General features: G+C 63.2%; 17 protein-coding genes. 10 read left to right on the top strand and 7 right to left on the bottom strand.

What is annotated here, in order from left to right:
* Positions 1 to 62: 62 nt before the first annotated feature.
* Complete coding sequence (locus tag KHO30_RS31625) at positions 63 to 215, bottom strand: DUF3096 domain-containing protein (RefSeq protein WP_007175701.1); 153 nt, start codon at positions 213 to 215, stop codon at positions 63 to 65.
* 380 nt (positions 216 to 595) lie between these two features.
* On the opposite strand from KHO30_RS31625, the gene KHO30_RS31620 reads away from it, so the two are divergent.
* Positions 596 to 1,753: a lactonase family protein gene (locus KHO30_RS31620; protein WP_244864179.1), complete on the top strand. Its 1,158-nt coding sequence runs from the start codon at positions 596 to 598 to the stop codon at positions 1,751 to 1,753.
* 107 nt (positions 1,754 to 1,860) lie between these two features.
* On the opposite strand, the gene KHO30_RS31615 is transcribed toward KHO30_RS31620, so the two are convergent.
* Positions 1,861 to 5,610 (bottom strand): FtsK/SpoIIIE family DNA translocase, encoded by a 3,750-nt coding sequence (locus KHO30_RS31615; protein WP_211703275.1) that lies wholly within the window; start codon positions 5,608 to 5,610, stop codon positions 1,861 to 1,863.
* Between the two features lie 262 nt (positions 5,611 to 5,872).
* A complete protein-coding gene (locus KHO30_RS31610; protein ID WP_211703274.1) occupies positions 5,873 to 6,412 on the bottom strand; it encodes an META domain-containing protein in 540 nt (179 codons plus the stop codon).
* A 183-nt stretch (positions 6,413 to 6,595) separates the two neighbouring features.
* Between KHO30_RS31610 and purT the strand changes: the two genes are divergently transcribed.
* The 6 genes from purT (at position 6,596) to KHO30_RS31580 (ending at position 13,972) form a co-directional block, all read left to right on the top strand.
* Positions 6,596 to 7,810, top strand: coding sequence for a formate-dependent phosphoribosylglycinamide formyltransferase (gene purT, locus KHO30_RS31605; protein ID WP_200651596.1), 1,215 nt, complete (start codon positions 6,596 to 6,598; stop codon positions 7,808 to 7,810).
* Positions 7,811 to 7,953: 143 nt separating this feature from the next.
* The gene (locus KHO30_RS31600; protein ID WP_200619787.1) at positions 7,954 to 8,166 is read left to right on the top strand and encodes a DUF6726 family protein; all 213 of its coding nucleotides are present in this window, start codon (positions 7,954 to 7,956) and stop codon (positions 8,164 to 8,166) included.
* Between the two features lie 115 nt (positions 8,167 to 8,281).
* A complete protein-coding gene (locus KHO30_RS31595; RefSeq protein WP_097391805.1) occupies positions 8,282 to 8,650 on the top strand; it encodes an MliC family protein in 369 nt (122 codons plus the stop codon).
* 283 nt (positions 8,651 to 8,933) lie between these two features.
* A complete protein-coding gene (locus tag KHO30_RS31590) occupies positions 8,934 to 10,586 on the top strand; it encodes an acetolactate synthase large subunit (RefSeq protein ID WP_093639430.1) in 1,653 nt (550 codons plus the stop codon).
* Positions 10,587 to 10,670: 84 nt separating this feature from the next.
* Positions 10,671 to 12,107, top strand: coding sequence for an aldehyde dehydrogenase family protein (locus tag KHO30_RS31585; protein WP_093639434.1), 1,437 nt, complete (start codon positions 10,671 to 10,673; stop codon positions 12,105 to 12,107).
* A 377-nt stretch (positions 12,108 to 12,484) separates the two neighbouring features.
* Complete coding sequence (locus KHO30_RS31580) at positions 12,485 to 13,972, top strand: DEAD/DEAH box helicase (protein WP_097393560.1); 1,488 nt, start codon at positions 12,485 to 12,487, stop codon at positions 13,970 to 13,972.
* A 110-nt stretch (positions 13,973 to 14,082) separates the two neighbouring features.
* On the opposite strand, the gene gluQRS is transcribed toward KHO30_RS31580, so the two are convergent.
* Positions 14,083 to 14,967 carry a tRNA glutamyl-Q(34) synthetase GluQRS gene (gluQRS, locus tag KHO30_RS31575; RefSeq protein ID WP_211703273.1) on the bottom strand — a complete coding sequence of 295 codons (885 nt, stop codon included), beginning with the start codon at positions 14,965 to 14,967 and terminating at the stop codon, positions 14,083 to 14,085.
* 127 nt (positions 14,968 to 15,094) lie between these two features.
* The gene (locus KHO30_RS31570) at positions 15,095 to 15,958 is read right to left on the bottom strand and encodes a sulfurtransferase (RefSeq protein WP_211703272.1); all 864 of its coding nucleotides are present in this window, start codon (positions 15,956 to 15,958) and stop codon (positions 15,095 to 15,097) included.
* 271 nt (positions 15,959 to 16,229) lie between these two features.
* On the opposite strand from KHO30_RS31570, the gene dnaE reads away from it, so the two are divergent.
* A complete protein-coding gene (gene dnaE / locus KHO30_RS31565; RefSeq protein ID WP_211703271.1) occupies positions 16,230 to 19,805 on the top strand; it encodes a DNA polymerase III subunit alpha in 3,576 nt (1,191 codons plus the stop codon).
* 59 nt (positions 19,806 to 19,864) lie between these two features.
* Here dnaE and KHO30_RS31560 read toward each other — a convergent pair whose 3' ends face one another.
* Positions 19,865 to 20,626: a glycosyltransferase family 2 protein gene (locus KHO30_RS31560; RefSeq protein ID WP_200619784.1), complete on the bottom strand. Its 762-nt coding sequence runs from the start codon at positions 20,624 to 20,626 to the stop codon at positions 19,865 to 19,867.
* Between the two features lie 239 nt (positions 20,627 to 20,865).
* On the opposite strand from KHO30_RS31560, the gene msbA reads away from it, so the two are divergent.
* Positions 20,866 to 22,659: a lipid A export permease/ATP-binding protein MsbA gene (msbA, locus tag KHO30_RS31555; RefSeq protein WP_211703270.1), complete on the top strand. Its 1,794-nt coding sequence runs from the start codon at positions 20,866 to 20,868 to the stop codon at positions 22,657 to 22,659.
* Between the two features lie 56 nt (positions 22,660 to 22,715).
* Here the strand turns inward: msbA and KHO30_RS31550 are convergent, their stop codons facing one another.
* A complete protein-coding gene (locus tag KHO30_RS31550; RefSeq protein ID WP_244864178.1) occupies positions 22,716 to 24,407 on the bottom strand; it encodes a glycosyltransferase family 9 protein in 1,692 nt (563 codons plus the stop codon).
* Between KHO30_RS31550 and KHO30_RS31545 the strand changes: the two genes are divergently transcribed.
* Positions 24,406 to 25,518: an O-antigen ligase family protein gene (locus KHO30_RS31545; RefSeq protein ID WP_234486752.1), complete on the top strand. Its 1,113-nt coding sequence runs from the start codon at positions 24,406 to 24,408 to the stop codon at positions 25,516 to 25,518. The two genes, KHO30_RS31550 and KHO30_RS31545, sit on opposite strands and share 2 nt — an antisense overlap.
* The last annotated feature ends 15 nt before the right edge of the window (positions 25,519 to 25,533 follow it).

Genomic DNA, 25,533 nt, shown 5'->3' with positions numbered 1-25,533 from the left:
GGGCCGGCACTGCGCCCGGTCGTGCGTCCCTTCTTGCAGCTTCCGTGGCTGACTGTTGCCGCCTAGAAGTGCGACGACCCCACGCCGAAGATCCCAATGATGCCGATGATGATCAGATAGAGCGCGACGATGTAGTTCAACAGGCGCGGCATGACAAGAATCAGAATACCGGCGATCAACGAAACCAGCGGGCCCAGGCTGAGTGTGACGTTCATGAAAACTCCGTAGTGTGGGATGGGTGAGACGCGGTTGGAAAAACGCCCCGTCAGGCGGGACAATTGTTACTCATGCGCCGGCAGGCCAGTCAACTGAACGCGGCCTGGCCTACGTGGCCCGCCGGATTCGCTGCATGATCCGACGCAACGCTTTTATACTTGCCTCGATAAAACAATTCGACCGATGGCGCGGCAGACCAGAGACACCATTACAACCGGATAACCGATGTCCAGGAGGTCATATGCTTCGTAGTCACCGTGCCGTTGTGCGTGCCGTCTCAAGCTCTCCTTTGCCTTCTGCTGCTCGATCCACCTCATGGCGCGGCGGCCGGCTAGTTCCTCTAAGCTCCGCCCGCTCGATAATAAAAGGTTTCGTGCTCATGGTCTCGATTGTTGCTTCGCATGCGTTTGCGCAAGATTCCGGCCCGGCTCCCGCCGATGGCGTCTATGACATGCTGGTCGGCACTTACACGGGGGGCAAGAGCGAAGGGATATACGTCTATCGCTTCGACACGAAGACGGGCGAAGCGACCCGCGTGTCGGTCGCGCAGACGGTCAATCCGTCGTATCTGGTGGTGAGCCGTGACCGGCGCTTCGTCTATGCGGTCAACGAATTGCCCGGCGACAACGGCCCGGCCACCCAACGCGGTGGCATCAGCGCGTTTCGCTTCGATGCCGCGAGCGGCCAGCTGAGCTTTCTCAACAAGGTCTCGGCGGACGGCAATGACCCGTGCTATCTGAGCCTGTCGCCGGACGGCAAATATCTGCTGACCGCGAACTACTCGGTGGCGGCCGATCCGGGCGGCAGCTTCGCGGTGTTCCCATTGCAGGCGGACGGCCAGGTGGGCGCGTCGGTGCTCACCGTCCACCATGAAGGCGGCGGTCCGGTGAAGGGTCGTCAGGACAACTCGCACGTTCACTCCACCGTGTTCTCGCCGGACGGTCACTATCTGTTCGCTCAGGACCTGGGCGCCGACAAGCTGTACTCGTACCGCTACACGCCGGACGGCAGCCGCGGCCTGTTCGGCCCGACCGATTGGCGCTACACGCAGGAGAAGGCAGGCACGGGCCCACGTCACCTGGTGTTCGGCGCGGACGGCAAGCATGCGTATCTGACGAGCGAACTGGCCGCCACGGTCAGCACCTTCAACTACGCCGACGGCAAGCTCACGCAAGTGCAAACGAGTTCGCTGATCGAGCCCGGCTTCAAGGGCGCGGTAGGCGCCGCGGCCATTCATCTGTCGCCGGACGGACGCTTCCTGTACGCCACCAATCGCGGCGATGCGAACGAGATCGTGATCTTCTCGGTCGATCCGACCAACGGTCATCTGAAGAAGATCGGGCACCAGTCGAGCCTCGGCAAGTCGCCGCGCGAATTCGCGATCGACCCGACCGGCAACTGGTTGATCGTCGGCAATCAGAACAGCGGCACGGTGTATGTGTTCAAGCGCGATCAGCAGAGCGGATTGCTTGAAGCGGATCCGAAGCGTATCGAGATCGATTCGCCGGTGGACTTCAAGCTGGTGTCGCCGTCTTGAGGTGGGGGCGCTGGTGATCTGAATACGCGCGTTGAATAAAAAACGGGTCGCTTCGAGCGACCCGTTTTTTATTCTGGCTTGGGTTGGCGGCTACCAGCCCGTGCCGTTTATTCCGCCGGTCCCGGCGCGAGCACTTCACGGCTGCCGTTGATGCCCATCGCGGACACCAGGCCCGCCGTCTCCATCTGCTCGACGAGGCGCGCCGCGCGGTTATAGCCGATGCGCAATTGCCGCTGCACCGACGAGATCGACGCGCGCCGCGTGCGCACCACGAAGGCGACGGCTTCGTCGTAAAGCGGATCGGCTTCGGCATCCGGCGTGTCGCCGAACAGATCGGGCGACGCACCTTCGGTGGCCGGGCCGTCGAGAATGCCTTCCTCATATTGCGGTTCGCCGAACTGCTTCAGATACTCGACGATCCGGTGCACTTCCTCGTCGGCGACGAACGCGCCGTGCACGCGCTGCGGGTAGCCCGTGCCTGGCGGCAGGAACAGCATGTCGCCCTGGCCGAGCAGCGATTCGGCGCCCATCTGATCGAGGATCGTGCGCGAGTCGATCTTCGACGACACCTGGAACGCCACGCGCGTCGGAATGTTCGCCTTGATGAGGCCGGTGATCACGTCCACCGACGGACGCTGCGTCGCCAGAATCAGGTGAATGCCGGCGGCGCGCGCCTTCTGCGCGAGGCGTGCGATCAGTTCTTCGATCTTCTTGCCGGCGACCATCATCAGGTCGGCCAACTCGTCGATCACCACGACGATCAGCGGCAGCGGCGCGAGCGGTTCGGGTGCATCCGGCGTCAGCGAGAACGGGTTGCCGAGCTTCTTGCCCTTAGCTTCCGTATCGCGGATCTTCTGATTGAAGCCGGCCAGGTTGCGCACGCCGACCGCGGACATCAAACGGTAGCGCTTTTCCATTTCGCCGACACACCAGTTCAGCGCGTTGGCCGCCAGCTTCATGTCGGTGACGACCGGCGCGAGCAGATGCGGAATGCCTTCGTACACCGACAGTTCCAGCATCTTCGGATCGATCATGATGAGCCGCACTTCTTCGGGCGTCGCCTTGTAAAGCAGCGAGCAGATCATCGCGTTGATCGCCACCGATTTGCCCGAACCCGTTGTGCCCGCAACCAGCATGTGCGGCGCCTTAGCGAGATCGGCGACCACCGGATGGCCGGTGATGTCCTTGCCCATCGCCAGCGTCAATTGCGAATGCGAGTTCTGGTAGACGCTAGCTTCGAGAATTTCGGACAGGCGGATCGTCTGCCGCTTGGCGTTCGGCAACTCGAGACCCATGCAGGTCTTGCCGGGAATCGTCTCGACCACACGAATCGACGTGAGGCCGAGGCCGCGTGACAAGTCCTTCATCAGGCCGACGATCTGACTGCCGCGCACGCCGAGCGCGGGCTCGACTTCGAAGCGCGTGATGACCGGGCCGGCCGAATGGCCGACCACCGTGACCGGCACCTTGAATTCCTGCAGACGTTGCTCGATCAGCAGGCCGGTTTCGATGAGCTTTTCTTCCGAAACGGGTTCGACGTCAGTGTCGGCGCGTGCGAGCAGATCGAGCGTCGGCAATTCGACCATCGATGCTGCGGGTGCGTGGAATTCGAAACCGTTGGCGGGGGTGTGGCCGCGCAGCGGTGTGCGCTGGATTGTGGGTTCGGTGGGTTCTGCGAGCTCTGCGGGTTCCGCAGAGCCGGTGCGTTCGGTCGAGGGTTCGTCGACGATGGTGGCCGAGGTCGCTGGTGCTGCCTGAGCCGCGAAGCCAGGGAAACGAACCACGTTCGACGTGTGCGATACGGCGCTTTGCGGCTCTACTGCCGCAACGATGGCCGAAGCGTCCGAAGCGGCTGACGAGTTCAAATCGTCGGCAACGTCCACTGTTTCCAACGCGTCCGATACATCCGATAGGGCAGGGGTGTCCGTCTTTTCCACATCGACTGGAGCGACAGCATCGATTCGGGTTTCCCAGGGCGCGAGCGGTTTATCGATGACGACTTCGGCAATCGGCGCGGGCGTCGCAGTGTGCGCTTGCGTCGGTTCGTCTTCGACGAGTGGTGACACGTCCGTTTGCGTGTCGCTGGCTTCCAGTTGGGCTGCGAAGATTTGAAACGGCGTGGGCGTGGGCACCGGCGCTTCATGCTGCGTGGCTGGTGTGTGTGCCGCAACCAATGGCGCCTGGATAACCGGCGGTTCAATCGGCCATTGCACGACGGGCTCGGTATCTTCCTCGAGCGGCGCTTCAGAAGCGGCTTCGATTCGCGGCGTTTCGACGGGTGATTGCGTCGCTGTGTGGTGGTCCGGCGCGGCCTCGACTACCTCCTGCAAAGGCGCGTTGGCATCCGGTACCGCGGCAATTTCAACATCATCGTTCGCATGTGAAGATGAAGCTACGTCCGATTGCCCAGCCTCGACTGTCGGCTCGGCACCCGTCGGAGCGTCCGGAGTCGTAGTGACGAGCGCATTTTCCGCGCTGCTGCTGCGCGCGAGGCTGACGCCGGCGATGTCGGTCCAGCGCGCGGCGTTTTCCGCGATGCTGCGAAGGGTTTCCTGGACGCTGGCGGGCGGCGTTACCTTCTGTGCGGTCGCCATCGGCCGGGTATAGCTCGGGGCCGGCGTGCTGAAAGAAGCCGGACTCCGCGTTGCCTGCGTAGGCGCGGCGTTGGTGTCTGCGCGCGGAGCAGGCGAGAACGGCTGCTGGGCAGTGGTGGAGCGACTTCCCGAGGATCCTGCATTGGCGGCTGAGCTCGGCATTGTCGACAGACGGCCATCGCCAGTCGAGCTGTTCATCGCCGAACCGGCTGCCGAACCCGACACCATCCGTGCTGCCGCCGTGGTGGGTGCCGCTTGCGCTGCAGCAGCCTGCGCGGCGACCGCTCCCGCGAAACCGGCTGCCCCCGCCGCCCCCGAGCCGGCGCCCGACGATCCCACCGGACGTTGCTCTCCAGCAGAACGCCGACCAACTTGCGATGCGCCATCACGAGCCGGAGTCGCTGCCGATCCTGATCCCGCTGTCAAACCGGCTGCAGATGCGGGCGCACGCGGCGCCGTTGTCGATTCACGCAACCATCCGGCCGGCGCGACCGGTTCCGCCGGCATCCATGCGCTCCGGTCCGCGTTCTGCAAGGGTGTCGGTGTCGTCGTCGTCTGCATCGGCACTTGCCGTGGTGCCTGGCGCGGTGGCGTCGCGGCGGACGTGCGCAGCACCGGCTCCGCCTGCGTGGGCTGACTACGCGGCTTCACTGCGCCGGCACGCCAGTTCGCCCCGGCGCCACGTGCCGCCGCGTCCCTGGCCGCAGCGGCACCAGCCGCACCGGCAGCCGTCGCTGCGCTGCGGCCGTTCGCCGGCGGCCGCCAGACGGTCGGGCGCGCATAACGTCCATTGCTTTTGGGCGCCATCGTATTGGTCGACGTCGACATGTGCGACGGCAAACCGTCATCCACGCTGCGATGGCGGCGCGCTTCCTCGTCGCGCCTGGCGAGGCCGCGTGACAGGCCGAGGCCGAATGCACCGTCGGCCCATACGGCGACGTCGCGCCAGCGGAAGTCGATCAGCCAGGGCAGGCTGATCAGAAGCAGGGCAAGCGCCGCGAGCGGCGTGCCGATATGGCCGAGCAGATGGCCTAAGCCCGCCGCCAGCGCGTGGCCGAAGCCATTCGCGCCGGCCACGCCGATCAGCGACGCCTCCAGCGTGCAGCTTGCCACCAGGACGCAGACGAAGCCGAGCCAAAGGCGGATCGTGCCGGGGCCGCGCAAGCCTGCGCCGCCCGGCAGCACCGACTTCACGAGGCGCCAGAAAAGAGGAATGAACCAGACGGCCGACCCGCCGAACCAGCCGAAAACTACCGTGTGCATACTAGACATCAACGAATGACGGACGCGCAAGAACGCAATCCGTCGAGTTTAACCGGCGAAGCCCGATGCTTCGAAGGCAGACGCAAGTATGCTTGCGTCAAATGGGAAAGCAGGCCGGCGTGCGGCCCGCCGTCGGTGAAAAACAACGGCTGCTACGGCAACGTGTGCGCGCCATGCGGACCGTGTCGACCGCAAGCGCAAATCCGCTTGCCGGTCCGCCCGGCGGTCCACCGGCCGAACCGCTCAATGGTAAGCGTACCGATCACTTGGCGCTGCGGTCGAACGTGAGCGTGTCGCCGTTATCGAGCACCAGTTGCATCTGCTGCGGCGCGCGCATCTGCACGCCGGTACGGTCGATGTGGTTCAGCGCGTCGAGATACGGAGCTTCGATCTGCCCGCCCGGCGTCGCGCATGCCATGCGCGTGCCGCCTAGGGTGCCGAAGCTGAGCTTGCCGTCTTTCAGCGCATACGAGCCCATGTAACGATTGCAGCCGGAAAAGCCGCTGGCGTGGCGCTGGCCTTTGTCGGTAGAGAGCACGAGCGTGATCGACGCGCCCTGATCCGCGGTCGGAATCGCGCGGGCCGTGCCGTCGGCCTGTTTCCAGCCGCTGAGCACCCAACTGGTGTCGTCGAGCAACTGGGTGGCGGCCGGGTTGAACGGATCGGGCGGTGCGGCTTCCGAGTCGGGATGCTTCGGCATGGCGCACGCGCTGCATAGCGCGGCGACGCTCAACGCGGCGATGGCCGTGCGCGCATAGGGGATGAAGCGCGCAACACCTCGCGCGGAGGAGCTTTGGAGCATGACGTCGTTCCTCTTCAAACTGGCGAAGGCGTAAGGGTAACGCACTCGGCACGCCGCACGCGAGCGCGGCGTCGACGCAGCGGGTGCGGTGCGGGTTACGGTGCGGGGTGCGCATCGGGGGACGCATGTTAACATCGTGTTCTACTCAATCCCACCCTCATCCGACTTTTATCTGGAGACCCCATGCAGATCGGCCAACGGATCGGCACGCCCCTTTCTGAATCCGCCACGCGCGTTATGCTGCTCGGCGCCGGCGAGCTCGGCAAGGAAGTGATCATCGCGCTGCAACGGCTGGGCGTCGAAGTGATCGCCGTCGACCGTTATCCGAATGCGCCGGGTCATCAGGTCGCGCATCGCTCGCACGTGATCGACATGACCGACCGCGCCGCCTTGCGCGCGCTGGTCGAACAGGAGCGCCCGCACCTGATCGTCCCCGAGATCGAAGCTATCGCAACCGACGCACTCGCCGCCATCGAAACCGACGGCCTCGCCGAGGTAATCCCGACCGCGCGCGCCACCCAACTCACGATGAACCGCGAAGGCATCCGCCGTCTGGCCGCTGAAGAGCTCGGTCTGCCGACCTCGCCGTACGCGTTCGCCGATTCACTCGAGGAACTGCGCGCGGGCATCGCCAAAGTCGGCTATCCGTGCGTCGTTAAGCCGGTGATGTCGTCGTCGGGCAAGGGGCAGTCGGTGCTGAAGAGCGATGCGGATGTAGAAACCGCCTGGGAATATGCGATGGCGGGTGGCCGCGTGAATCACGGCCGGGTGATCGTCGAAGGTTTTATCGACTTCGAATACGAAATCACGCAACTCACCGTGCGCGCGATCGATCCGGCGAGCGGCGAAGTCAGCACGTATTTCTGCGACCCGATCGGCCACGTGCAGGTGGCGGGCGACTACGTCGAATCGTGGCAGCCGCAGCCGATGAGCCCGCTCGCGCTGGAACGTTCGCGCGAAGTGGCGCACAAGGTCACTGCGGCATTGGGTGGCAGAGGTCTGTTCGGTGTGGAACTTTTCGTGCGCGGCGATGACGTATGGTTCTCGGAAGTGAGTCCGCGTCCGCACGATACCGGTCTGGTCACGCTGTGCTCGCAACGCTTCTCGGAGTTCGAACTGCACGCGCGCGCGATTCTCGGTTTGCCGGTGGATACGTCGCTGCGGGCGCCTGGTGCGTCGGCGGTGATTTACGGCGGGCTGGACGAAACGGCGATCGCTTTCGAAGGCGTCGCGGCGGCGTTGGCCGTGCCGAATGCGGATTTGCGGCTCTTCGGCAAGCCGGAGAGCTTCGTCAAGCGCCGTATGGGCGTGGCGTTGGCCACTGGCGAGACGACCGACGAAGCACGCTCGCGCGCGAAGCAGGCCGCGGCGGCGGTGCGGCCGGTTTCCACGAAGTAAGGCGCGTTAAAGCGCTGCCTTGCGGCGTTGCAGCGTGCCGATGTGCCATGAAGTGTGAACTGTGAAGTGAAATACTCGCGCGCCGCGCAAACCCGCCGCGCGCGAAACCCGACTCATTGAAGTTCGTTGAAGTAGAGGTACGTATGCCCCTGGAATCCCGCAAGAACGTGCGGTCTGGAAGGTTCGGCCGTCTCGGCGCACTGGGTGTGATACTCGCGCTGTGTGCAGGGATGACAGGGTGCGGCCTCGCCGCTGCGCCGTGCCGGGTGGCGTCGGCTGGACTGAAGATCGTGCCGCTGGTCGGGCACGTTGCCGCCGCGCCGACCGACGCTTGCGCCGACGTGATCGATCCATAAGCAATCCACGACCGGTTCGCGAAGGGCTCATGAGCGTTCGTTCCGGGCGCGCAACACAGCCGCAGCGCAAGGCGTGCCGTCCGTGCTTGATGTGCAACAACAATCGAGGCATCGAATGAAGAAATGGCTTGTTGCAGTCACCGCGGCAGCGGGTCTTGCGGCGTTGTACGGCAATGCATGGGCCGCGCCATTGAACCTCGCCGACATTCAGGCGAAGAATCGCCAGACGCACAAATACACCTGCGCGACCGGCAAGATTCTGCAGGTGACCTACTGGAACACGGCGAACGGCCAGAGCTTCGCGCTCGTGCCCGTCAAGGGCCAGCAACTGCTGTTCGTCAATACGATCTCGGCTTCCGGCGCGAAGTATCAGGCCGGCAGCTACACCTGGTGGACCAAGGGCCCGCGCGCCGACCTGTACGACGCGACGGATGGCGAAAACGCCCCGCCGATGCTGTCCGACTGCGTCACCATCAATCGCTGAGCATGATGCGGCGTCTTTCTTCAGACACGCCGCCTGCCTCGCCTTACGTTTGTACCTGCCTTGCGGCACTGCCCGCCTGCGCACATCCTTTCCGTTCGAGTAGTAAGCTGTCCGGCATGGCATCCGCTGTGCCCGCTGCCACTGCTGTCGCCTGTGTCGTCGCTATCGCCGTTATGTCAGGCTGCGCTTGGCTCGCGCGGCTGTCGTCGTCTTCGATCGTCCGATATTGGACTTCAACGGGCGGGCTCATGGCCCGCGTCCGTTTCATCAAGCGAGACCCTCCATGAAAGCATCGGACCTGTTCGTCAAATCGCTGGAAGCCGAAGGTGTCGAGTACGTATTCGGCATCCCGGGTGAAGAAAATCTCGATCTCCTCGAATCGCTGCGCCGCTCGAAAATTCGTCTGATTCTCACGCGTCACGAGCAGGCGGCCGGTTTCATGGCCGCCACATATGGACGCCTCACTGGACGCACCGGTGTGTGTCTGGCCACCCTCGGTCCGGGCGCGACCAACTTCGTGACCGCTGCCGCGTACGCGCAGTTAGGCGGCATGCCGATGCTGATGGTGACGGGGCAAAAGCCGATCAAATCGAGCAAGCAGGGCCATTTTCAGATTGTCGACGTGGTGCGGATGATGGAGCCGCTCACCAAGTACACGCGGCAGATCGTGTCGATCGCCAACATTCCGGCCGCGGTGCGCGAAGCGGTCCGTCAGGCAGAAGAAGAGCGGCCGGGCGCCACACACCTTGAATTGCCTGAAGACGTCGCGCACGAAGAAGGCGACGGCCATCCGATTCCGAAGAGCTTCAGCCGCCGCCCCGTTGCCGAAGAAAAGGCCGTGGCGCGCGCGGTCGAAGCGATCACGAAGGCGAAACATCCCTTGCTGATGATCGGCGCGGGCGGCAACCGCAAGACCACCACCAAGATGTTGCGTGAATTCGTCGACCAGATCGGCATTCCGTTCTTTACGACGCAGATGGGCAAGGGTGTAATCGACGAATCGCACCCGATGTGGCTAGGCAACGCCACCTTGTCCGACGGTGACTTCGTGCACCGCGCGATCGACCACGCGGATTGCATCATCAATGTCGGCCACGACGTGATCGAGAAGCCGCCGTTTTTCATGCGCAGCGGCGACGCCGGCGAGAAGACGGTGATTCACGTCAATTTTCTCGGCGCGGAAGTCGACACGGTGTATTTCCCGCAGATCGAGGTGGTCGGCGATATCGCCAACGCGGTGTGGCAGCTCAAGGAAAGCCTCAAGGAGCGTCAGGAACACTGGGATTTCACGCGTTTCAAGGAGATCAAGCAGCACTTCGAGGAGCATCTGGTCAAAGGCCAGCACGACGACCGTTTCCCGATGTACCCGGTGCGGATCGTCAACGACGTCTACGAGACCACGCCGGTGGACGGCATCGTGTGTCTGGACAACGGCATGTACAAGATCTGGTTCGCGCGCTACTACCGCGCACACGAACCGAATTCGCTGCTGCTCGATAACGCGTTGGCGTCGATGGGCGCCGGCCTGCCGTCGGCGATCGCGACCAAGATCGTGCATCCGGACCGCAAGGTCATGGCGGTGTGCGGCGATGGTGGCTTCATGATGAATTCGCAGGAACTGGAAACGGCGGTGCGTCTGAAGCTCGATCTGGTGGTCCTGATTTTGCGCGACGACGCGTTCGGCATGATCCGCTGGAAGCAGGAAAACATGAACTTCCCGGACTACGGCATGACGCTGCGCAACCCAGATTTCGTCGCGTATGCAGAGAGTTACGGCGCGAAGGGGCATCGCATTGAATCGGCTGCGGAATTCGCGCCGCTGCTGCGCGAATGTTTTACGACGCCGGGCGTGCATGTGATCGATCTGCCGATCGACTACTCGGACAACGAACGTGTGCTGAATCGCGAGATCAAGCGGCTGAGCGCCCAACTATGAACGGTGCGGCCATGTGCGGCAACGGGGCCTGGTCCTTGCCGGCTGCATGGCCGATGTCAGGCATTGGATCAAGGAGAACGCGTCATGTTGAACAAGACTTACCCGTACTACCTCGCCAACGTTGCGGTGGCCGCCAACACGGACCTCGAAGTCACGGATAAATTCAGCGGCGAAGTGGCGACCCGTGTGGCGATGGCGGACGCGGCGGCGATCGACAAAGCGATCGGCTATGCCGTCGACGCGATGCCGGCAATGCGCGCGTTCCCGCCATTCAAGCGCCAGGCCGTGCTCGAACATTGCGTGAAGCGGTTTCGCGAGCGTTACGACGAATTGGCGCTTGCGCTGTGTATCGAAGCCGGCAAGCCGATCAACGACTCGAAAGGCGAGGTCACGCGTCTGATCGACACGTTCAAGGTGGCGGCCGAAGAGTCGGTGCGCATCGACGGCGAGATCATCAATCTGGAGATTTCGCCGCGGGCGAAGGGCTATCACGGCTATGTGAAGCGTGTGCCGATCGGTCCGTGCTCGTTTATCTCGCCGTTCAATTTTCCGCTGAACCTGACTGCGCACAAGGTCGCGCCGGCGATCGCCGCAGGCGTGCCGTTCGTGTTGAAACCGGCGAGCCGCACGCCGGTCGGCGCGCTGATCATGGGCGAGATTCTGGCTGAAACCGACCTGCCGAAAGGCGCCTTCTCGATTCTTCCCGCGCATCGCGACGGCGCCGATCTGTTCACCACCGATGAGCGTTTCAAGCTGCTTTCCTTTACCGGCTCGCCCGCGGTGGGCTGGGAACTGAAGAAAAAGGCCGGCAAGAAGAAGGTGATTCTGGAGCTGGGCGGCAACGCGGCGGCGATCGTCGACGGCGATCAGGGCGGCAAGCTCGACTACGTGGTCGACCGGCTGGCGTTCGGCGCGTTCTATCAGTCCGGGCAGAGTTGCATCGGCGTGCAGCGGATTCTGGTGCACGCGAAGATCTACGACGCCCTGCGCGAGAAGCTGATCGCGAAGACGAAGTCGCTGATCATGGGCGATCCGAAGGACGAAAAGACCTTTGTCGGGCCGATGATCTCCGAATCGGAGTCCAACCGTCTCGCCGGCTGGATGGAAAGCGCGGTGCAGGCGGGCGCGAAAATCGTCGCCGGCGGCAAGGTGGATGGCGCGATGTTCGAGGCCACGCTGCTCGAAGGCGTGAAGCGCGACACCGACCTCTATCGCAAGGAAGCCTTCGGCCCGGTGGCGATTCTGGAGCGTTTCGACGATTTCGACGCGGCGCTCGCTACTGTCAACGACAGCGACTTCGGCCTGCAAGCCGGCGTGTTCACTGATTCGCTCGCCCATGCGCATCGCGCGTGGGATCTGCTCGACGTGGGCGGCGTGGTGATCAACGACGTGCCGTCGTTCCGGGTCGACAACATGCCGTATGGCGGCGTGAAAGATTCAGGGCTCGGGCGCGAAGGCGTGCGCTACGCGATCGAGGATATGACCGAGATGCGCCTGATGGTGATGCGCGAGACGTGGTGACGGGGTGGTGCGGCGGGTCGGGTTGAGCCGGACTGTCATGCATCTGTCGCATGCGCGCACTACCCTGCCTGCGAAGCGTTCCGACCCTCGCAGGTCGCTTTCGGGGCCGGCACGGGCGGTCCGGCGAGCGGCTCGCCGTCCGGCTTTCGCCGTCGTAAGCAGAAAGCCGGCAGATGCGCCATGAGTGTTTTTGCTGAAGTGCTACAATACCGGCCTTTCCGGCGGGTGTTTCCGCCGGCCGGAGCCGGCCGCATTTTTCCCGTAATACTGACGGGTCCCGTGCGGAACGCCGTGGCTCCGCCTTCATCCTGATGCCCTCTGCGGTTCCGACCGCTGCCGCGCGCACCGCGCCAAGCGCATTTTTAGCGAAAGCCACCATGTCCGACACAGCCGTCACGCCCAGTACTGCGACTTTTGATCAATTCGGTCTCGCGCCCGACATCCTGAAAGCCGTCAAAGAATCGGGCTACACCATCCCTACGCCGATTCAGGAGCAGGCGATTCCCGTCGTGCTGGCCGGCCGGGACATGATGGGCGCCGCGCAGACCGGCACCGGCAAGACCGCGAGCTTCTCGCTGCCGATCATCCAGCGCTTGCTGCCGCAGGCCAGCACGAGTGCATCGCCCGCCCGCCATCCGGTGCGCGCGCTGATCCTCACGCCGACCCGCGAACTGGCCGACCAGGTGGCGGCGAACGTGCAGTCGTACGCGAAGCACACGGCGCTGCGCAGCGCCGTGGTGTTCGGCGGTGTCGATATGAATCCACAGTCCGAGCAGCTGCGCCGCGGCGTCGAAATTCTGATCGCCACGCCAGGCCGTCTGCTCGATCACGTGCAACAGAAAACCGCCAATCTCGGCCAGGTGCAGATCCTCGTGCTCGACGAAGCCGACCGGATGCTCGACATGGGCTTCCTGCCGGATTTGCAGCGCATCCTGAACCTGCTGCCGAAGGAACGTCAGACGCTGCTGTTTTCGGCTACGTTCTCGGGCGAAATCAAGAAACTGGCCGCCACGTACCTGCGCGACCCGCAGACGATCGAAGTCGCGCGCAGCAATTCGACTGCGACTAATGTGACGCAGATCGTTTATGAAGTGGCCGAGGGCGACAAGACGGGCGCCGTCGTTAAGCTGATTCGCGACCGCGGCCTGAAGCAGGTAATCGTGTTCTGTAACAGCAAGATCGGCGCGAGCCGGCTGGCGCGGAGCCTGGAGCGCGACGGTGTGATCGCCACGGCGATTCACGGGGACCGGACGCAGAATGAGCGGATGCAGGCTCTGGATGCGTTCAAGCGTGGCGAGATCGAGGCCTTGGTGGCGACGGACGTCGCTGCGCGCGGTTTGGACATTGCCGAGCTGCCCGCTGTGATCAACTTCGATCTGCCGTTCAATGCGGAAGACTATGTACACCGGATTGGCCGTACCGGGCGTGCCGGGGCGTCCGGCGATGCGTTGTCGCTGTGCAGCCCGAATGAGCGCAAGCAGCTTGCCGATATCGAGAAGCTGATCAAGCGGCCTTTGGAAGTGCAACACCTGACCGTCGATACGCCGGTGCGGCACCACCATGAAGAGCGTCCGCCGCGGCGCGAGCGCGTGGATGGCCGTGCAGAGGGCCGTGACGAGCGGGGCGGTCGCCGGCGTTCGGGGGCTTCGTCCTCGGGATCGTTCGATCGGCCGCATCATCATCGTGCGCAGCCTGTGGATGATTTCTTCCTCAAGCCTTATGAGCCTTCGGCGGCTTCGGTGAGGAAGGTTGAGGAGGCGGCTGCGTCGTCTGCTGCGGCTCCGCAGAAGTCGACTTCCAAGCAGCCGTTGGCTGCGTTGCTCGGTGGGTTTGGGATGCCGAGGAAGTCGCCGTCGTCTACCTGATTGCTGGCTCTTTGCCTGGGTTTTGTTGTTTTTAGTGTTTCTTTTCTGAGCGGTTCTTTTACTGGCGCTGCCTCTGTTCGGGGTGGCCGCTACGGCCCGCCGCCATCACATCACACTCGCACGTTCGTGCGCTGCGCCCATGCTGCCGTCGCGGCAGCATAAAAACCCTCTAGCGTCGTATGCGCAGTCCCGTCTAGCTCAAGACCCAGATGACGCGCGGCTGCGCTCAGCGCTTCAAGCGGTTTGTCATTGTCCAACGCGGTTGCGCCGTTTTGCTTGCTGAGCTTTTCGCCCTGATCGTTCGTGACCACCGGTACGTGCAGATACTCCGGCGTCGGCACGCCGAGGCAACGCTGCAGGTAGATCTGTCGCGCTGTTGAATCCATCAAGTCCGCGCCGCGCACGATGTGCGTTATGTCCGCGTCTGCATCGTCGACCACCACCGCCAGTTGGTACGCCCACTGATCGTCAGCGCGTCTCAGCACGAAGTCGCCGACCTCGGTGGCCAGGTTCTGCGTCTGCTTGCCCTGCCAGCGGTCCTCGAATGTGATCACCGCCGCGTCGCCGTCGGGGACGCGCAGGCGCCATGCGCGCGCCGGTTTGCCGTGCAGGCCGCTGCGGCAGGTGCCGGGGTAGGCAAGCGTGGTGTTGCGTGCGTGGACATGCAGCAGCGAGTCGGCAATCTCTTTGCGCGTGCAGCCGCATGGATAGACCAGGCCGGCGGCCTTCAATTGCTCCAGGGCTTCCTGATAGCGCGCAATACGGTCGCTTTGCCAGACGGGTGGCTCGTCTGCGTGCATGCCGAAATGCTCGAGGGTCGACAGAATCTCCTCGGCCGCGCCTGGGACGGTGCGAGGCCCGTCGATGTCTTCGATCCGCAGCAGCCACGCACCGCCATGCGCGCGTGCGTCCAGCCAGCTTGCGAGCGCGCTCACCAGTGAGCCGAAATGCAAGGGCCCGGTAGGCGACGGCGCGAAGCGTCCACGATAGGTCATGGGTTCGATGGGTGTGCTGATGCGCAAAGACGAAGAACAACTGAAGGACCCATGCCGCTCAGCCATGAATCCGTATGGGGGCGGCGGGCCGCAACGTGAAGACGCCCGCCCGCTGCAATCGCCCGCATTACGCGGCGTGCGCCGCCTTGCTGTCCGGATGGCATTCCGGACACGTCTTGCCTGCCACGTACATCGGCGATTTTTGCGCTTCGGGTGGCACCACCGCGCGGCAGCCGAAGCATTGCACGGTCGCGGTCGGCTCCAGTTGCGGATTCAGCGCGGTACGGTAGTCGAATACGAAACAGTCGCCGTGATAGTGCGCGCCGCCGACTTCCTCGAAATACTTCAGGATGCCGCCTTCGAGCTGGTACACGTTCTCGATGCCGACTTCCTTCATGTGGATCGCCGCCTTCTCGCAGCGAATCCCGCCTGTGCAGAACGACACGACCGTCTTGCCTTCCAGATCGGCGCGGTTTTGTTCGATCACTTCCGGAAACTCGCTGAATTTCGTAATGCGGTAGTCGAGCGCGTCGTCGAACGTGCCGACGTCCACTTCGAACGCGTTGCGTGTGTCCAGCATCACGACGGGGCGGCCTTCATCGTCATGGCCGCGGTCGAGCCAGCTTTTCAGCGTGGGGGCGTCGACAAACGGCGCGCGGCCAAGCTCCGGCCGGATCGCCGGCTTTTTCATTGTGATGATCTCGCGCTTGAGCTTGACCAGCATGCGGGTGAACGGCTGCTTGTCCGACAGGCTTTCCTTGAACTGCAGATTGACGAACTTGCCTTCGAACAGCGCGTCGTGACGGATGTAGTCAATGAACGCGTCTGTGGCTTCGCGCGTGCCGGCCACGAACAGGTTGATGCCTTCCGGCGCCAGCAGGATGGTGCCGCGCAGGCCGAGCGCATTACAGCGCTCCGTCACGAACGGGCGCCATGCGGCGGTGTCTTCGATGGTCGCGAAATGATACGCGGCGAGATTGACGATACTCATGTGTGTCCAGCGGTAAGAAGTGGCGGCGCGGAAAACGGGGCGCATTGAAACGCCCCTATTCAAACTCCATGCGGCGCGGCCACGTCGAAAAGGGCGAAACCCGTATTATCCCTCAAGCTGGCGCTTTGGCCGACTCGGCCGAATGGCCAACCCTTTGCGGTAGCGCAAATCGCCTGCACAACGCCGGTGTACGGCGCGCTCGCGTTGCCGTCCTAAGCCGAACGGCTAACGTGCGGTTTTGGCCTGAAAACTCCGGGAGGGTGGAGTTACAATGTCGCCCATGTCAGATCCCCGCTTCGTTCATCTTCGCGTCCACTCCGAATTCTCGATTGCCGACGGCATCGTGCGTCTTGACGACATCGTCAAGGCCGCCGCCAAAGACGGTCAGGGTGCGTTCGCCCTTACCGACCTCGGCAACGCGTTCGGCCTCGTCCGTTTCTACAAGGAAGCCCGCGGCAAAGGGGTCAAACCCATCGCCGGCTGCGACGTCTGGATCACCAATCCCGACGACCGCGAAAAGCCTTCCCGTTTGCTGCTGCTGGTCAAGAATCGGCGCGGCTATCTGAATCTGTGCGAGCTGCTCAGCAAGGCATCGCTCACCAACCAGTATCGCGGCCGCGCGGAAATCGAAGCCGGTTGGCTCGAATCCGGCCTGGGCGAAGGCCTGCTCGCGTTGTCGGGCGCGCAACAGGGCGACGTCGCCCTCGCGCTCGCGGCCGGGAACGAAGAAGCGGCCAAACGCAACGCATTGCATTGGGCGAAGGTTTTCCCCGGTGGCTTCTATATCGAACTGCAACGCTGCGGTCAGCCGGGCGGCGAGCAATACGTGCAGCAGGCGGTTGCGCTCGCGGCGTCGCTGAAATTGCCGGTGGTGGCTACGCACCCCATGCAGTTCATGACGCCGGACGACTTCACCGCGCACGAAGCGCGCGTGTGTATTTCGGAAGGCGACATCCTGGCGAATCCGCGCCGCTCTAAGCGCTTTACGTCCGAGCAGTATTTCCGCACGCAGGAAGAAATGGCGGAGCTGTTCGCGGACTTGCCGTCGGCGCTCGCCAATAGTGTCGAAATCGCCAAGCGCTGCAACCTGACGCTCGAACTCGGCAAACCGAAGCTGCCGCTCTTTCCGACGCCCGACGGCATGTCGCTCGACGACTACCTCGTGCAATTGTCAAAAGAAGGCCTCGAAAAGCGTCTCGAACAGTTGTATCCGGATGCGGCCGAGCGCGAGGCGCAGCGCGAGACGTACTACCAGCGCCTCGAATTCGAGTGCGGCACGATCATCAAGATGGGCTTTCCTGGCTACTTCCTGATCGTTGCGGACTTTATCAACTGGGCCAAGAACAACGGCGTGCCGGTCGGTCCGGGCCGGGGCTCGGGTGCAGGTTCGCTGGTCGCGTATGCGCTCGGTGTGACCGACCTCGATCCTCTGCGCTACAACCTGCTGTTTGAACGTTTCCTGAATCCGGAACGCGTGTCGATGCCCGACTTCGACATCGACTTCTGCCAGCACGGCCGCGACCGTGTGATTCAGTACGTGAAAGAGAAGTACGGTGCGGACGCGGTGTCGCAGATCGCCACCTTCGGCACGATGGCGGCGAAAGCGGCGGTGCGCGACATCGGCCGCGTGCTCGATCTCGGCTATATGTTCACGGACGGCATCGCCAAGCTGATTCCGTTCAAGCCGGGCAAGCACGTCACCATCGCCGACGCGATGAAGGAAGAGCCGCTCTTGCAGGAGCGCTTCGATAACGAAGACGAAGTGCATCAGCTGCTCGAACTCGCGCAACGCGTGGAAGGTCTCACGCGTAACGTCGGCATGCACGCTGGCGGCGTGTTGATCGCGCCCGGCAAGCTGACCGATTTCTGCCCGCTCTATACGCAGGGCGACGAAAGCGGCGTCGTGAGCCAGTACGACAAGGACGACGTCGAAGCCGTCGGCCTCGTGAAGTTCGACTTTTTGGGCCTCACCACGCTGACCATTCTGGACTGGGCCGAGCGCTATATCCGCCGGCTCGATCCGTCGAAGAAAGACTGGTCGCTCGCGCAGGTCCCGCTCGACGACGCGGCGTCGTTCTCGATTCTGAAGAAAGCGAATACGGTCGCCGTGTTCCAGCTGGAAAGCCGCGGCATGCAAGGCATGCTGAAAGACGCGCAGCCTGACCGCTTCGAGGACATCATCGCGCTGGTCGCGTTGTACCGTCCTGGCCCAATGGACCTGATCCCGAGTTTCTGCGCCCGTAAGCACGGCCGCGAGGTGGTGGAGTATCCGGATCCGCGCGTTGAATCTGTTCTGAAAGAGACCTACGGCATCATGGTCTACCAGGAGCAGGTGATGCAGATGGCGCAGATCATCGGCGGCTACTCGCTCGGCGGCGCCGACTTGCTGCGTCGCGCGATGGGTAAGAAGAAGGCCGAGGAAATGGCCGAGCATCGCGAGCTGTTCCGCCAGGGCGCCGCGAAGAACGGGCTGGCCGGCGAGAAAGCGGACGAAATCTTCGACTTGATGGAGAAGTTCGCGGGCTACGGCTTCAACAAGTCGCACGCGGCGGCGTATGCGCTGCTTGCGTACTACACCGCATGGCTGAAGGCGCACCATCCGGCGGAATTTATGGCGGCGAATATGTCGCTCGCCATGGACGACACGGACAAGGTCAAGATCCTGTTCGAGGACTGCCTCACGAACAAGATGGCCGTGTTGCCGCCGGACGTCAATCTGTCGGCGTACCGGTTCGAGCCGGTCGCGGAAGCGGACGGCAAGCGCTCGAAAACAATTCGCTACGGCCTCGGCGCGATCAAGGGCAGCGGCCAGAACGCGATCGAAGAAATCATCCGTGCACGCGAAGAAGGTCTGTTTATCGACATCTTCGACTTCTGCAACCGGGTCGACCGCCGGATCGTCAACCGCCGCACGGTGGAAGCATTGATCCGCGCCGGTGCGTTCGACACGCTGCATGCGAATCGCGCACAGCTGATCGCCTCGGTCTCGCTGGCCATGGAAGCCGCCGAGCAGGCAAGCGCCAATGCGATGCAGGCGGGCCTGTTCGATATGGGCGATGCGCCGTCGCAAGGTCACGAACTGGTCGACGAGCCGGAATGGCCGGAAAAGAAGAAGTTGCAGGAAGAGAAGGCGGCGCTCGGCTTCTACCTGTCGGGCCATCTGTTCGATGCCTACAAAGATGAAGTGCGCCGTTTCGTGCGTCAGAAGATCGGCGAATTGAAGGAAGGGCGCGACAAGCTAGTCGCTGGCGTGATCGCGTCGCTGCGCACGCAGATGACCCAGCGCGGCAAGATGTTGATCGCGCTGCTCGACGACGGCACCGGTCAATGCGAAGTGACTGTCTTCAACGAGACCTTTGAAGCGCACAAACAGCTGTTCAAGGAAGACGAATTACTGGTGGTGCAGGGCCAGGCGCGTAACGACGCATTCACCGGCGGCATCCGTTTCACGGTCGACACGGTGATGGACCTCGGCCGCGCGCGTTGCCGTTACGCGGAAGCCGTGAAGGTGCAAATGAACGGCAATGCGGACGCGTTGGCGTTGCGGCGCGTGCTCGAAGCGCATAGCGCGGGTAAAGACGAGCCGCAAGCTGCGCCGGCGCCGGCGGCGTCATCGCGCGGTGGCAATGGCGGCGGCGGTGGCCGCAACGGCGGCGGTTATGGCGGCGGTGGCCAGCGTCAGGCTGTGCAGATTCCGAACGGCCTCGCCGTGCAGGTGGTCTATCGCAGCGAAAACGCGCAAGGCGAAATGCGTCTGGGCGACGCGTGGCGCGTGAAGCCGACAGACGAACTGCTCGCGGCATTGCGCGGCGAGTTTGCCGGAAGCTCGATCGAAATCGTCTATTGATGTCTGGTTGGCCCGCGCGGTTGCGTGGGCGTGGGCTAACCGTTGGCGAGCCGCGGCCGCTAGCGCCGGGTCTGCTCCCCCATCCGCGCCAGCTTCAAAAACCGGTAGTACACCGTTTCGGCATTGAACACCGCGATCATAAAACCCGCGCGGCCGTCGAGAAATCCACGCCGCAGCACATAGGTTCGCACGAACGCCCACGCGCCGCGCCCGAGCGCCATGCCAAAACTGCCGCGCTTGCCCGCTGCGTGACGTTGCTGCGCACCCGCTGTCGAATACGCGTCGAGCTTGCGCAATACGCCTTCGAAGTCCTCGTAGGAGTAGTGCATCAGCTTGCCGGTCAGGCGCTGCGACGGCGTGTCGAACACCAGGCGCTCGTGCACGAGGTCGTCGGAGAAACGCGCGGCGCCACGTTTGAACAGGCGTGGAATCCAGTCCGGATACCAGCCGCTGTGATGAATCCAGTGGCCGCAAAAGCTCGACAACCGGTCCACCGCGTAGACATCGGCGGTGGGCGCGGCCAGCGCCGCACGGATCGCCGCTGCCAGTTCCGGCGTGACGATTTCGTCGGCGTCGAGCGAAAGAATCCAGCTGGTGGTCAGCGCGTCCACGGCGCGGTTCTTTTGCGGACCGAAGCCCGGCCAGTCGGTTTCCTCCAGCACGCGCGCGCCATGTGCCCGGGCGATCTCGGCGGTACCGTCGGTGCTGCCGCCGTCGATCACGACGATCTGATCGGCGAAGGCCACGGCCTGCAGGCATTCGGCCAGTCGCGCCGCCGCGTTTTTGGTGATGATGGCGACGCCGAGGGTGGTTTCTTGCATACCTGAATTGCGTGGAGGGTGCAGGGTGGCGAAATGGGTCGCGCAAGTATACACAGCGCGCGGTGGCCGTGGCCGGACACGGCCGCCGGCGGCTGGCGACCCGTGAATCCGGTCGAATCTGGTCAATTCACACTACCGGCCGCGCAATCCGCAACCGTTTACAATGCCGTATTTAATTTTACGTGCAGCGGGCATTCCGCCCGCCGCACGGATGCTGTCCCGCATTCCCAGAGGATTCCTTGAGCGCGAAGCCTACGTTAAGCAAACCCATCGGTTCAGGTGAGGCATCGTCGCCTGCCGTCGTCTTCCGGCGTTTGTGGCCATATATCAAGCCGCTGTTGTGGGTGGTGGTCGGCGCGATCGTCGCAATGGCGGTAAGCGCCGGTACCGACGCGGCAATCCCCGCCTTGCTCAAACCGCTGCTGGACAAGGGTTTCGGCGCGCATGCCAACGACAACGCCAAGTGGTTTGTACCGGCCGCGGTGATCGGCCTCGCGCTGATTCGCGGCGTGTCGCAATACGCGTCGGGTTATCTGCTCGCCTACGTATCGAACAAAATCCTGCTCGATCTGCGCCTGAAGATGTTCGACCGCATGATCCACACGAGCGTGGCGTTCTTCCAGCGCGAAACCGCGAGCACGGTGATCAACGCGATCGTCTTCGAGGTCAACCAGATTCTCAACGTGTTGTTGAGCGTGCTGGTCACCCTGGTGCGCGATTCGCTGACAGTCGTGTTCCTGCTCGGCTACCTGTTTTATCTGAACTGGCGCCTGACACTGATCGTCGCGGTGCTGCTGCCGGGGATCGGCTGGCTGGTGGGCAAGATCAACCGCCGTTTGCGGCGCCTGAACCGCGAGCATCAACTGCTGACCAACGAACTGTCGTACATCGTCGAAGAGACGGTGGGCGGCTACAAGGTCGTCAAGGTGCACAACGGCGAGCAGTACGAGACGGACCGCTTCACGGTGATGAGCAAGCGTCTGCGCGGCTACGCCATGCGCATGACGGTCTCCGGCGGCCTCGCGCAACCATTGACGCAGTTCCTCGCGTCGATTGCGCTCGCCGTGGTGATTACGATTGCCGTGGTGCAGTCGTCGTCGGATCAGACTACTGTCGGCGGCTTTGTGGCGTTTGTTACGTCGATGCTGCTGATCATCTCGCCGCTCAAGCACCTGATGGACGTGAACCAGCCACTGCAGCGCGGCATGACGGCGTGCGAGCTGATTTTTGGCCTGATCGACGAGCCCTCCGAACCGGAAGGCGGCGGCAAGCCGCTTGACCGGGCCCGCGGCGAAGTGGAATTCCGCGACGTGTCGTTCACCTACGGCAGCAACTCCACGCATGGCCGCCACACGCTCGACCAGGTGTCGTTCAAGGTGGCGCCGGGCGAAATGGTGGCGCTCGCGGGCCCTTCGGGCAGCGGCAAGACCACGCTGGTGAATCTGCTGCCGCGCTTTTTCGATCCGACCGGCGGCGAGATTCTGGTCGACGGCGTCGCGCTGCCTGAATACGGCCTGCACGCGCTGCGCAGCCAGATCGCGATGGTGAGCCAGGACGTGGTGCTGTTCAACGATACGGTGGCGAACAACGTCGCTTATGGCCAGCCGGCCGATCCGGACAAGGTGAAGGCGGCGCTGCGCGCGGCGAACCTGTGGGACACCGTCGAGGCGATGCCCAGCGGCATCGATACGCTGGTCGGCGACAACGGCATGATGCTCTCGGGCGGTCAACGCCAGCGTCTGGCGATCGCGCGCGCGATCTACAAGGACGCGCCGATCCTGATTCTCGACGAAGCCACTTCGGCGCTGGATTCGGAATCCGAACGCCACGTGCAGGCGGCGTTGGAAACCTTGATGAAGGGCCGGACCACGCTCGTGATCGCGCACCGTTTGTCGACAATCGAACGCGCTGACCGGATTCTGGTGATGGATGCCGGGCGTATTGTCGAGCGCGGCAGCCATCGCGAACTGCTGGCGCAAGGCGGGCTGTACGCGCATTTGCATCGCATCCAGTTCCAGCAGGACGCAGCGTAAATCCTGACGAGTGCGCTGGCGTCGCAGACACCTGCGTCTGCGGCGCCACTCGCCGCCTAAGCGGAGTAAGCCCGATTGGCTACCGTGGCCAACTGTGTTTCGATGGCGCTCATGACGTCGGCCGGCGCGATCTCATCCACGTCGCCGCTGCTCTGAATACCGATCGAGTGGCATTGTTCGGTCAGGCGCAGATAGGGCGGTTCGCGGTCGGAAAACAGCGAGACGCTCGGCGTTGGCGTGGAGTGCGCGATGTGCATCAAGCCGCCGTCCGCCCCCACAAAGAGGCTAGCCTGCGCGATCATTTCGCGCGACTGCAGCAACGTCAGCTTGCCGACGTATGACGTGATCTTCAGCGTGCCGAATGTTCGGTGCAACAATTCATCCGCTATCGCGACCCCGTTGTCCGAGCCAAGCAGAACTATCTGCTTCGGCATGTTCCGGTCGTCCGAGCAATCGATGAGTTCGAGCAGCGCTCCCCATTGCCGGTAGGTGCGGTTCGCATCGATCCCGCCGACCGCAAACGCCAGAAACCGGTTGCCCGGCAGGAGCGGGAGAACCGAATCGTGGGTGCGCGCCTTCGCCGCCAGATACGGTTTGCTCATCGAAACGATTTCGCCGTCGCTGTAGCCGAGCGAGAAGACGTGGTTGATCGCGGCATGGCTGAAGGTGGTCTGATTGCGGTCCGGACCATAGAAGTACTGGAATAGGCACGCGTACGGCAGCTTGTTGAAATGTTTCGTCTTCAGCTTGATCGACGGCAGGTTGTACTCCGACATCAGGATCGCATCGTACTGGCGATTGGAAAGATCCGGTAAGTTGGAAAAGACGTTCTTGAAGACATCGTCCTCCCCGAACAGCTTGTGCAGGTTCGGCAATGTGAAAAGGTCGATTTCGAATTCGCTGCCCTTCAGCAGCGCCCGCCCGGACATGTCCATCGTCGCGTCGCCAAAATTGCGCTTGCCGGTGTAAATCCACAGCAAGCGCTTGACCCCGGCGGCGTTTCTGAGTTGCAGGCGCGTCTGCCCGTGCCATTTGAGCAGCAGATGCTTGTGTAAGTACTTTTTGACGATATTCGCCCGTGAAGTCTTCTGCAGGAACACGTCGGGCTCGTGCGCCACGCCCGCATACGGGATGCGGGTGGAGCGGCTGACGGCCGTGTCCACGAGTCTTTTCACGGCGGCGGGTGCGCTGCGATAGAGCGCGCGCATTAATCGTTTCATTGCTCGAATACTGGGGAAAATTCGGGGTCTCTCTGCCGGTGGGACGTTGCGGTGCGGTGCACCAAGGCCGGCCACTCGCCGCGGCGGAGCGTGTGGCCCGTATGGTACAGCACACTCTTGCACGCTCTCGGGCAAGAGTGCCTTACGGACGGCAACGCCTCGAAGCCAGCGTGATTGCCCACGGCAGGGGCGCCGGTGCTTAATAATCGGATAGGAGCGGGAACCCGGTACAATGGCGAGGCCAAAATGTCCGGTTGCGCGCGCCAGTTGTCGCAACGGCCGGCTAAATTCATCAGACATGTCGACGCCCGCAAAAAAATCTTCCCTGAGTGTCAACTCACGAAATCTGTTGCCAGCGTTCTTCCTGCTCACATATCCGTCGGCCACCTTGCTGATACACGGTGCCGGCAGTGCATTGTCGATCGCGGCCGCAGTCATTTCGCTTGCTTTGCTGGCCTCGCCGAAATCCTGGACCGGGCTGCCGCCGCTCCAGTGGGACCGTGTCGATATCGCGCTGTGCGTCGCCATGGCGTGTCCGTTTTTTGCCGTGCTGCTCGGCGGCGTGTCGCACGGCACGGTGGTGGCCAGTACACTCGATTCGCCTTCCCGTTTCTTTGCCGCCGCGCCGCTGTTCCTGGTGTTGCGCCGCTGTTTGCCGCACTTGCTCGCGTGGAGCGATTTGTCGTTTGCGCTCGCCGGTTTGATGTCGCTCGGCATCCTGTTGATCGCGCCACGTGACTGGGGCTTCGGGCGGCTCAGCAGCACTTTTCTGAACCCGATTCACTTCGGCGATATCGCGTTGGTGATGGGCGTGCTGTCCATCCTGTCGCTGAACTGGTGGCGCAAGGACCGGCTGGCTGTGCGCATCGTCAAGGTGGCAGGCCTCTTTGCGGGATTGTCCGCGTCGCTGATCACCGGCTCGCGCGGCGGGTGGGTGGCGATCCCGGTGGTCGCCGCGATGATTCTTTACTTGCGCAGTCGCGGCAAGTCACGCAAGTGGAACGTGCTGTTGCCGCTTGCGATCGTCGCGATTCTGGTCGGCGTGTACGTGTTTTCGCCGACCGCCCGCGACCGCGTCGGGGATCTTTCGTCGGATCTGGTGCAATACACACATGGCAACAAGGACACGTCGCTCGGTATCCGTCTGCAGCTGTACGAGGCGGCGGCGCGCATCGTAGCGAGCCATCCGCTGCTCGGTCTCGGCGGCGACGGCTTTCGCAACAGCATGCAGTCATTTGCCAATTCGGGGCTGCTCACACCTGTCGCTGCGGAGTTGGGCAGAGGTGAAGCGCATAACCAGATGCTTGCTTACATGACCGACTACGGCGTCATCGGCGGTCTTGCTGTGCTGGCCGTCTACGTCGTGCCGGGCGCGCTGTTCTGGCGGCGGCTCGCCGCGCCGGCCGGCCCGGCGAGCCGGGCCGCGCTGATGGGACTGACGTTTATCGTGGCTTTCTGGATTTTCGGTCTGACGGTCGAAACCTTCGATCTGAAGATGACCGTATCTTTCTACGCCATGGTCATCGCGATCCTTGCGGCTGCCTCCGCGTATGCGGACAGGAATGGCGTCAGCGTCGCCCACTCCGGCCGGCAGGCGGACCGTGCCGCCGCCAGCGCGCCGCGCACTCCCATTCAATGAGAATCGTCATCACCT

Origin of the sequence: Paraburkholderia aspalathi (genome assembly GCF_905220735.1) — a bacterium.
GTDB classification, from domain to species: Bacteria; Pseudomonadota; Gammaproteobacteria; order Burkholderiales; family Burkholderiaceae; genus Paraburkholderia; species Paraburkholderia aspalathi.
The sequence above is the reverse complement of the archived record's forward strand: the minus strand, read 5'-3'. Positions and strand labels throughout refer to the sequence as shown.

What these genes read in the sequence shown, in the direction of transcription:
- KHO30_RS31625 (WP_007175701.1), bottom strand. Translation starts at nt 215, where the DNA reads ATGAACGTCACACTCAGCCTGGGCCCGCTGGTTTCGTTGATCGCCGGT.
- KHO30_RS31620 (WP_244864179.1), top strand. Translation starts at nt 596, where the DNA reads ATGGTCTCGATTGTTGCTTCGCATGCGTTTGCGCAAGATTCCGGCCCG.
- KHO30_RS31615 (WP_211703275.1), bottom strand. Translation starts at nt 5,610, where the DNA reads ATGCACACGGTAGTTTTCGGCTGGTTCGGCGGGTCGGCCGTCTGGTTC.
- KHO30_RS31610 (WP_211703274.1), bottom strand. Translation starts at nt 6,412, where the DNA reads ATGCTCCAAAGCTCCTCCGCGCGAGGTGTTGCGCGCTTCATCCCCTAT.
- purT (WP_200651596.1), top strand. Translation starts at nt 6,596, where the DNA reads ATGCAGATCGGCCAACGGATCGGCACGCCCCTTTCTGAATCCGCCACG.
- KHO30_RS31600 (WP_200619787.1), top strand. Translation starts at nt 7,954, where the DNA reads ATGCCCCTGGAATCCCGCAAGAACGTGCGGTCTGGAAGGTTCGGCCGT.
- KHO30_RS31595 (WP_097391805.1), top strand. Translation starts at nt 8,282, where the DNA reads ATGAAGAAATGGCTTGTTGCAGTCACCGCGGCAGCGGGTCTTGCGGCG.
- KHO30_RS31590 (WP_093639430.1), top strand. Translation starts at nt 8,934, where the DNA reads ATGAAAGCATCGGACCTGTTCGTCAAATCGCTGGAAGCCGAAGGTGTC.
- KHO30_RS31585 (WP_093639434.1), top strand. Translation starts at nt 10,671, where the DNA reads ATGTTGAACAAGACTTACCCGTACTACCTCGCCAACGTTGCGGTGGCC.
- KHO30_RS31580 (WP_097393560.1), top strand. Translation starts at nt 12,485, where the DNA reads ATGTCCGACACAGCCGTCACGCCCAGTACTGCGACTTTTGATCAATTC.
- gluQRS (WP_211703273.1), bottom strand. Translation starts at nt 14,967, where the DNA reads ATGACCTATCGTGGACGCTTCGCGCCGTCGCCTACCGGGCCCTTGCAT.
- KHO30_RS31570 (WP_211703272.1), bottom strand. Translation starts at nt 15,958, where the DNA reads ATGAGTATCGTCAATCTCGCCGCGTATCATTTCGCGACCATCGAAGAC.
- dnaE (WP_211703271.1), top strand. Translation starts at nt 16,230, where the DNA reads ATGTCGCCCATGTCAGATCCCCGCTTCGTTCATCTTCGCGTCCACTCC.
- KHO30_RS31560 (WP_200619784.1), bottom strand. Translation starts at nt 20,626, where the DNA reads ATGCAAGAAACCACCCTCGGCGTCGCCATCATCACCAAAAACGCGGCG.
- KHO30_RS31545 (WP_234486752.1), top strand. Translation starts at nt 24,406, where the DNA reads ATGGCGTGTCCGTTTTTTGCCGTGCTGCTCGGCGGCGTGTCGCACGGC.
- KHO30_RS31550 (WP_244864178.1), bottom strand. Translation starts at nt 24,407, where the DNA reads ATGGCGACGCACAGCGCGATATCGACACGGTCCCACTGGAGCGGCGGC.